Annotated in this window: 5 protein-coding genes; 3 read left to right on the forward strand and 2 right to left on the reverse strand. The window is 57.8% G+C overall.

What is annotated here, in order from left to right:
- Positions 1 to 163: 163 nt before the first annotated feature.
- Both coq7 and B3520_RS02505 read right to left on the reverse strand, forming a co-directional pair.
- Positions 164 to 808: a 2-polyprenyl-3-methyl-6-methoxy-1,4-benzoquinone monooxygenase gene (gene coq7, locus B3520_RS02500; RefSeq protein ID WP_286805343.1), complete on the reverse strand. Its 645-nt coding sequence runs from the start codon at positions 806 to 808 to the stop codon at positions 164 to 166.
- Between the two features lie 87 nt (positions 809 to 895).
- Positions 896 to 1,621, reverse strand: a complete 726-nt coding sequence (locus B3520_RS02505; protein WP_286805345.1) for a hypothetical protein — start codon at positions 1,619 to 1,621, stop codon at positions 896 to 898.
- 180 nt (positions 1,622 to 1,801) lie between these two features.
- Between B3520_RS02505 and B3520_RS02510 the strand changes: the two genes are divergently transcribed.
- From B3520_RS02510 to B3520_RS02520, 3 genes are all read left to right on the forward strand, one after another.
- A complete protein-coding gene (locus B3520_RS02510; protein ID WP_286805347.1) occupies positions 1,802 to 3,232 on the forward strand; it encodes a Gfo/Idh/MocA family protein in 1,431 nt (476 codons plus the stop codon).
- A 143-nt stretch (positions 3,233 to 3,375) separates the two neighbouring features.
- Entirely contained in the window at positions 3,376 to 4,620 is a 1,245-nt protein-coding gene (locus B3520_RS02515) for a glycoside hydrolase family 88/105 protein (protein ID WP_286805350.1), read from the forward strand.
- A 92-nt stretch (positions 4,621 to 4,712) separates the two neighbouring features.
- Positions 4,713 to 5,821: glycoside hydrolase family 28 protein (locus B3520_RS02520; protein ID WP_286875340.1), on the forward strand; the 1,109-nt coding region annotated here is incomplete at its 3' end.

Below are 5,821 nucleotides of genomic sequence, written 5' to 3' on the forward strand. Positions count from 1 at the left end.
GAAGCCCTTTCAAGACACGCCGTAAACCCGTCCCTGGGGGCTCGGATCGCGGGTCCCCCGCTCTACGGTCTTGAAAGGGCTTCCCCTTCCCGTCCCTCAGTGCCAATCGTCGCGTAGGGTGGATAAGCCGCACTGCGGCGTCATCCACCGATTAAGGTTTGTCTCAAAGCCTATAGCTGGAAGCGGTCATCGCCCTGGCTACGAGACTCATCGCCGTTTTTACCGGTGCCGGGAAATCCAGGCCGCCGGCGGCGAGGGCGGTCTGGGCGTGTTTGGCTTCGTCGGTCAGCATCTGTTGCACCACCGCCCGGCTCTGCCGGTCGGTTTCGGGTAACTGCTCCAGGTGTGTTTGCAGGTGCTGACACACGCGCTCCTCGGTCGCTGCCACAAACCCCAGGCTGACCCGGTCACTGACCAGACCAGCCCCCGACCCCAATGCGAAGGACAGGCCGTACCACAGCGGGTTCAGGTAGCTGGTATGGCTGTTCAGGTCGTCCAACCGTTGTCGGCACCAGACCAGGTGATCAATTTCCTCCTCGGCGGCATGTTCCATTTCCGCGCGTACCTGGGGCAGCTTGGCGGTCAGGGCTTGGCCCTGGTAAAGCGCCTGGGCGCAGACTTCGCCGGAGTGGTTTACCCGCATCAGGCCTGCGGCGTGGCGGCGCTCGGCGTCATCCAGCTCGGATTTTGGCAGGTCCCGAGCGGGGGAGGGGCGACGCTCTTCTCCCGGCGTGTCCGCCAGGGTGCGTACCACCCGGTCGATGCCGATAATCAGTTGGTCCAGTCGGGACAGGGCTCGCTGTGTCATGGTGATTGCCTTGTTCGGGTCTGATTCAGAGGGGTATACGCGGCTATTGTACTCGCGGATGAAATGGCCTGCCCAGCGTTGATCGGGTCACTCGAACTGCCAGCCATCGGTGGGCAGTCGCTCGCGCAGTTCCCGCTCCAGTGACGGCAGCAGTGCGCGGTGTGCCTCGTTCAGGTAAGCATATCCCTCAATCTCCAGAACATGGCCGGCCGAGTAGATGGGCTGGGTCAGCTCGATCTGCTGCATTTCCTGCCGCGTTGATACGGAGGTGCCGATAAACAGGTCCAGCCGTCCGGCACTGACCATCTTCAACCCATGTTCGGTGCTGGTTACCGAGATCACGTTTGGCAGCTCGTGGCGCTGCATCAACTCCTTGATCACGACATGACCCCGCACATAGCCGATGCGCAGGGATTCACGGGTCAGGTCCTGTTCGGTGTTCAGGGTGAGTTCCGGATTGCGGCTCCAGGCCTCCATGGAGGTTCGCGCCAGCAGCACGTCAATGCGGATCAGGCTGCTTTCAGGATTATTGTCGCGGTAATCCAGCGTCCGGGCGCAGTCGCCGTCACTGATGCCTGCGTTGGCCTCCATCAAGGAGCGCTGGTTGGGGCGGTAATGCATGCCGAAATCGTAGCCCAGGGCATCGAAGGACTCGGAGAACAGGGTGTTCACCCGCTGATGCAGGGGCACGGTTTCTGGAATCCAGCAGGAAAACACGATCTTGGGGCGGGGCTCTGCGATGACGTGGGAGGAGAGTAGTAGCCAGCCCAGTAGCAACAGGGCGTGATGGCAACGTCGGTGTCGGCTTGTCATGGTCCCTCCAGTGTGGGCGGCTCGGTCCAGGTGTGACCCACCCCAGACGTTTCTGGCCGCCATTTTGGCGGCAAATATCACACAAAAGCAACTTTTCACTTTTTTACTTGCAAATCCTGAGTGATTGCGCAATCATTTTGGCCGTGAGAGTCTTCAAGATAACAATAAAGCGAGAGAACTATGAGCAAATCAACCAGCTTGATTGATCGTCGTGCCTTCCTGCGCGGCAGTGGCCAGATCCTGGCGGGAACAGCGCTCGTGTCGTCCAGTGCTGGCGCCATGGCGGAGAAAGCCAGCCGCAAGATGCGCGTGGCCCTAGTCGGTACCGGCATCCGGGGCATCCGCTTCTGGGGGCGCGATCTCGTGCAGGGCTTTTCCGACGCCGTGGAATTTGTTGGCCTGTGCGATACCAACCCGGGCCGCCTGCAGTTCGCCCAAGACTATATCGGGGTCGATTGCCCTACCTTTACCGACATTGATGCCCTGCTCGACAGCGGCCCCATCGACATGGTGATGGTGACCACCGACGATGCCAGTCACGATGAGATCATCGTCAAGGCGTTGGATCGCAATATCAATGTCATCACCGAAAAGCCCATGACCACGGATGAGCACAAATGTACCGCCATCCAGAAAGCGGTGGAACGTTCCGACGCCGAGCTGATCATGAGCTTCAACTACCGCTATGGCCATATGTTCACCTCGCTCAAGGAGGTGCTTGATCGCAAGGAGATCGGTGATGTGGTGTCGGTGGACTTCAACTGGTATCTGAATACCTACCACGGTGCCTCTTACTTCCGACGCTGGCACGGTCTGCGCGAAAAGGGCGGTACGCTGCTGTTGCACAAGTCGGCCCACCATTTTGACCTGCTGAACTGGTTTATCGAATCCGACCCGGTAGAGGTATCCGCCTACGGTGCGCTGGAGCACTACGGCCACAATAATGACTTCCGGGGTAAAAACTGCCGGGAGTGCCCGCATCAGAAAAAATGCGATTACTACTGGGACATCACCAAAGACGAGCTGGCCACCAAGCTCTACGTTGAAAATGAGCACCACGACGGATACATCCGCGACAATTGCCTGTGGCGCGAAGAAATCGACATTTTCGACAAGATGAGCGTGCAGGTGCGCTACGCGAACAACGTTATCGTCAATTACTCGCTGACCACTTATTCGCCATTTGAAGGCTTTCGTCTGGCGCTGAACGGTAAGCATGGCCGGGTGGAAACCTGGGAAGGCATCCCCTGGTTGGAAGAGCAGGAAACCGATCAATCCAAGGTGTATGAAAAGGAAATGGGGCTGACCAGTCACAGCACCCGCGAAGAGGGTCGACACGAATTGATCATCGCCAAAAACTTTGGTGACTACCAGCGTATTGAGTTGCCCTATATTCGCAAAGCGCACTGGGGCGGTGACCCGATTCTCAATGCCCATGTGTTCAAGGGAATTCCACCCGAGCGTAATTTCGGTCAGAAGGCCAACTTTCGCGATGGTGCCATGTCGGTGCTGATCGGCGTGGCGGCGCGAAAGAGTATTGACGAGGGACGGCCGGTGAAAATCGAAGAGCTGACCGACCTCAAGCCTCAGGTCAAACGCATGAAGGCCTGAGTGAGATAAGTTTTCCTGGTGTACCGTTTGCCTCCAGCTTGGCGCTGTCCGGACCTACGTCGGCAGCGCCTTTTTTTAATCGTTGGATAGCGTTTTGCTCAACCCGCATACATAACCACTTCATATAACGATAGGAGAGAGACATGTTGATCAACCCAATATGCCGTTGGATCAAGCTTGGCATCCGATTCCCGTTGATGGTATTGGCACTGGTCAGTCTGACCATGGGGTGTGCCAGCGCCCAGACCGGCGAGTCGACCGTCACTGTGCCGCAAGACGGCAAGTGGTCGGACCGAATGGCGTTGTCTATCATCAAACGCAGCCCGGAAGCCTGGGCCATGCGTGACTACAAACTGCTGGATTCTCCTCAGTGGGCTTACACCTATGGATTAACCTTGTACTCAATGCAGAAAGCCTATGAGCGCACCGGCGATGACCGCTATCTGCAATACGGGAAAGTGTATGTGGATCAGTTGATTGATGATCAGGGCCAGATCAAGAACTATCACATCTGGGACTTCAATATTGACGATGTCAATGCGGGCAAATTGTTGTTCCTGCTGTATGAAAAATACCAGGACGAACGTTACCTGACGGCCATGCAGACCCTGCGCAAGCAGCTGGACTGGCAGCCGCGCACCCGTTCCGGCGGCCTGTGGCACAAGCGCATCTACCCCTGGCAGATGTGGCTCGATGGTCTGTACATGGGCGCGGCATACTGGGCCCAGTACGCAGCCACCTTTGAAGACTCCGACGAGAGTTTTTCCGATATCGCCCATCAGTTCAAACTGATTGAATCCAAAACCCGCGATCTGGAGAGTGGGCTGCTGTACCACGGTTGGGACGAAAGTACCCTCCAGACCTGGGCCGATGATGAGACGGGCCTTTCCGAGCACTTCTGGTCCCGGGCCATGGGCTGGTACGCCATGGCGCTGGTGGATACCCTGGACTTCTTCCCCGAAGACCACCCCGACCGTCAGGCGCTGATCGATATTCTCAATCGTCTGGTGGTGGCATTGGAGAAGGTGCAACACGAGTCTGGCCTCTGGTATCAGGTGACGGATCAGGGCGATCGCTATGGTAACTATCTGGAAGCCTCCGGTTCCTCCATGTTCGTCTACGCCATGGCCAAGGGCGTGCGCATGGGCTACTTGCCGGAGAAGTTCCAGGCGGTGGCCGAACGGGGTTTCGACGGCCTGATTCAGGAACTGGTGGACGTGGAAGCCAATGGCGAGATCCATCTGACCCAGATCTGTGGCAGCGCCGGCCTGGGTAATGACCCCTATCGGCCGGGAACCTTCGAGTACTATGTGGGTGAGGCGATTCGCGTGAACGACCCTCATGGTACCGGTCCGTTTATTCTCGCCGCACTGGAGCTTGACCGCTGATTGCGTTCGGACGAGACTTGCTTTTCAATAGTCGGGGCGTGTGAGAGCGCCTCTATAAATCATGACAACAACTCAGCAGTAGTGAGGATCCTATGACCATCAACCCATTGTTCCGCTGGGGGCTTGCCGCGGTGCTGGCCACCTCGGCATCCCTGAGCCAGGCGCTGGACAGCCACGATGACACCCAGGCGGACTGGAATAAAGCCTCTGAAATTGTCCAGGCGGTCCAGCCACCGAATATTCCCAATCGCGATTATCTGATCACCGACTTCGATGCCAAACGCAGCGATGCCCGCCCGGCAATCATGGCGGCAATCGAACAGGCCAGTGCGGACGGCGGTGGCCGGGTCATCATTCCCGAGGGCAAATGGGAGAGTCACGGTCCGATTCATCTGAAAAGCCGGATCAATCTGCACATCAGCGAAGGGGCCACGCTGTTGTTCAGTCCCGAGCCGGAAGATTACCTGCCCGCCGTGCTGACCCGTTGGGAAGGGACCGAAATGTATGGCTACTCGCCTCTGATTTACGCCTATCAGGTACAGGATGTGGCCGTGACCGGCAAAGGTACACTGGACGGCAACGAAGACAGCGAGTTTCATCCCTGGTACGACAAGCAGCGCCCGGATATGGACGCGCTTCGAGCCATGGGCGCCGCAGGCAACCCGGTGGAAGAGCGTCAGTTTGCCGAGGGGCACTTCCTGCGCCCGAGCATGCTGCAGATTGTCGACGCCCAGCGAGTGCTGCTGGAAGACTACACCATCAAAAACTCACCCTTCTGGATCAACCACCTGGTCTATACCGATCACGCCATTGTGCGCGGCCTGAAAGTGGACAGCATGTTCCCGAACAACGATGGGATTGATGTGGACTCCAGTCGCTATGTGATTGTGGAGAACAATTTCTTCCGCACCGGGGACGATTCGGTGGTGATCAAATCCGGTCGGGACTACGATGGCCGCCAGGTCGGCCGCCCCAGTGAGTATGTGGTGGTACGTAACAATGACATGGGAGGCGAAGATGGCATAGCCCTGGGCAGCGAAATGTCCGGCGGTATTCGCCACGTCTACTTTACCGATAACATTCTGCGCAGCGGAAAGGCGGCGGTGCGCTTCAAAGCCAACCTGGATCGTGGTGGTGTGGCCGAGCATATCCGGGTGCGCAACATGACCATTGAGTCCTTTGATCAACTGTTCTGGTTTCT

It is taken from the genome of Marinimicrobium sp. UBA4509 (assembly GCF_002388575.1).
Lineage (GTDB): Bacteria > Pseudomonadota > Gammaproteobacteria > Pseudomonadales > Cellvibrionaceae > Marinimicrobium > Marinimicrobium koreense.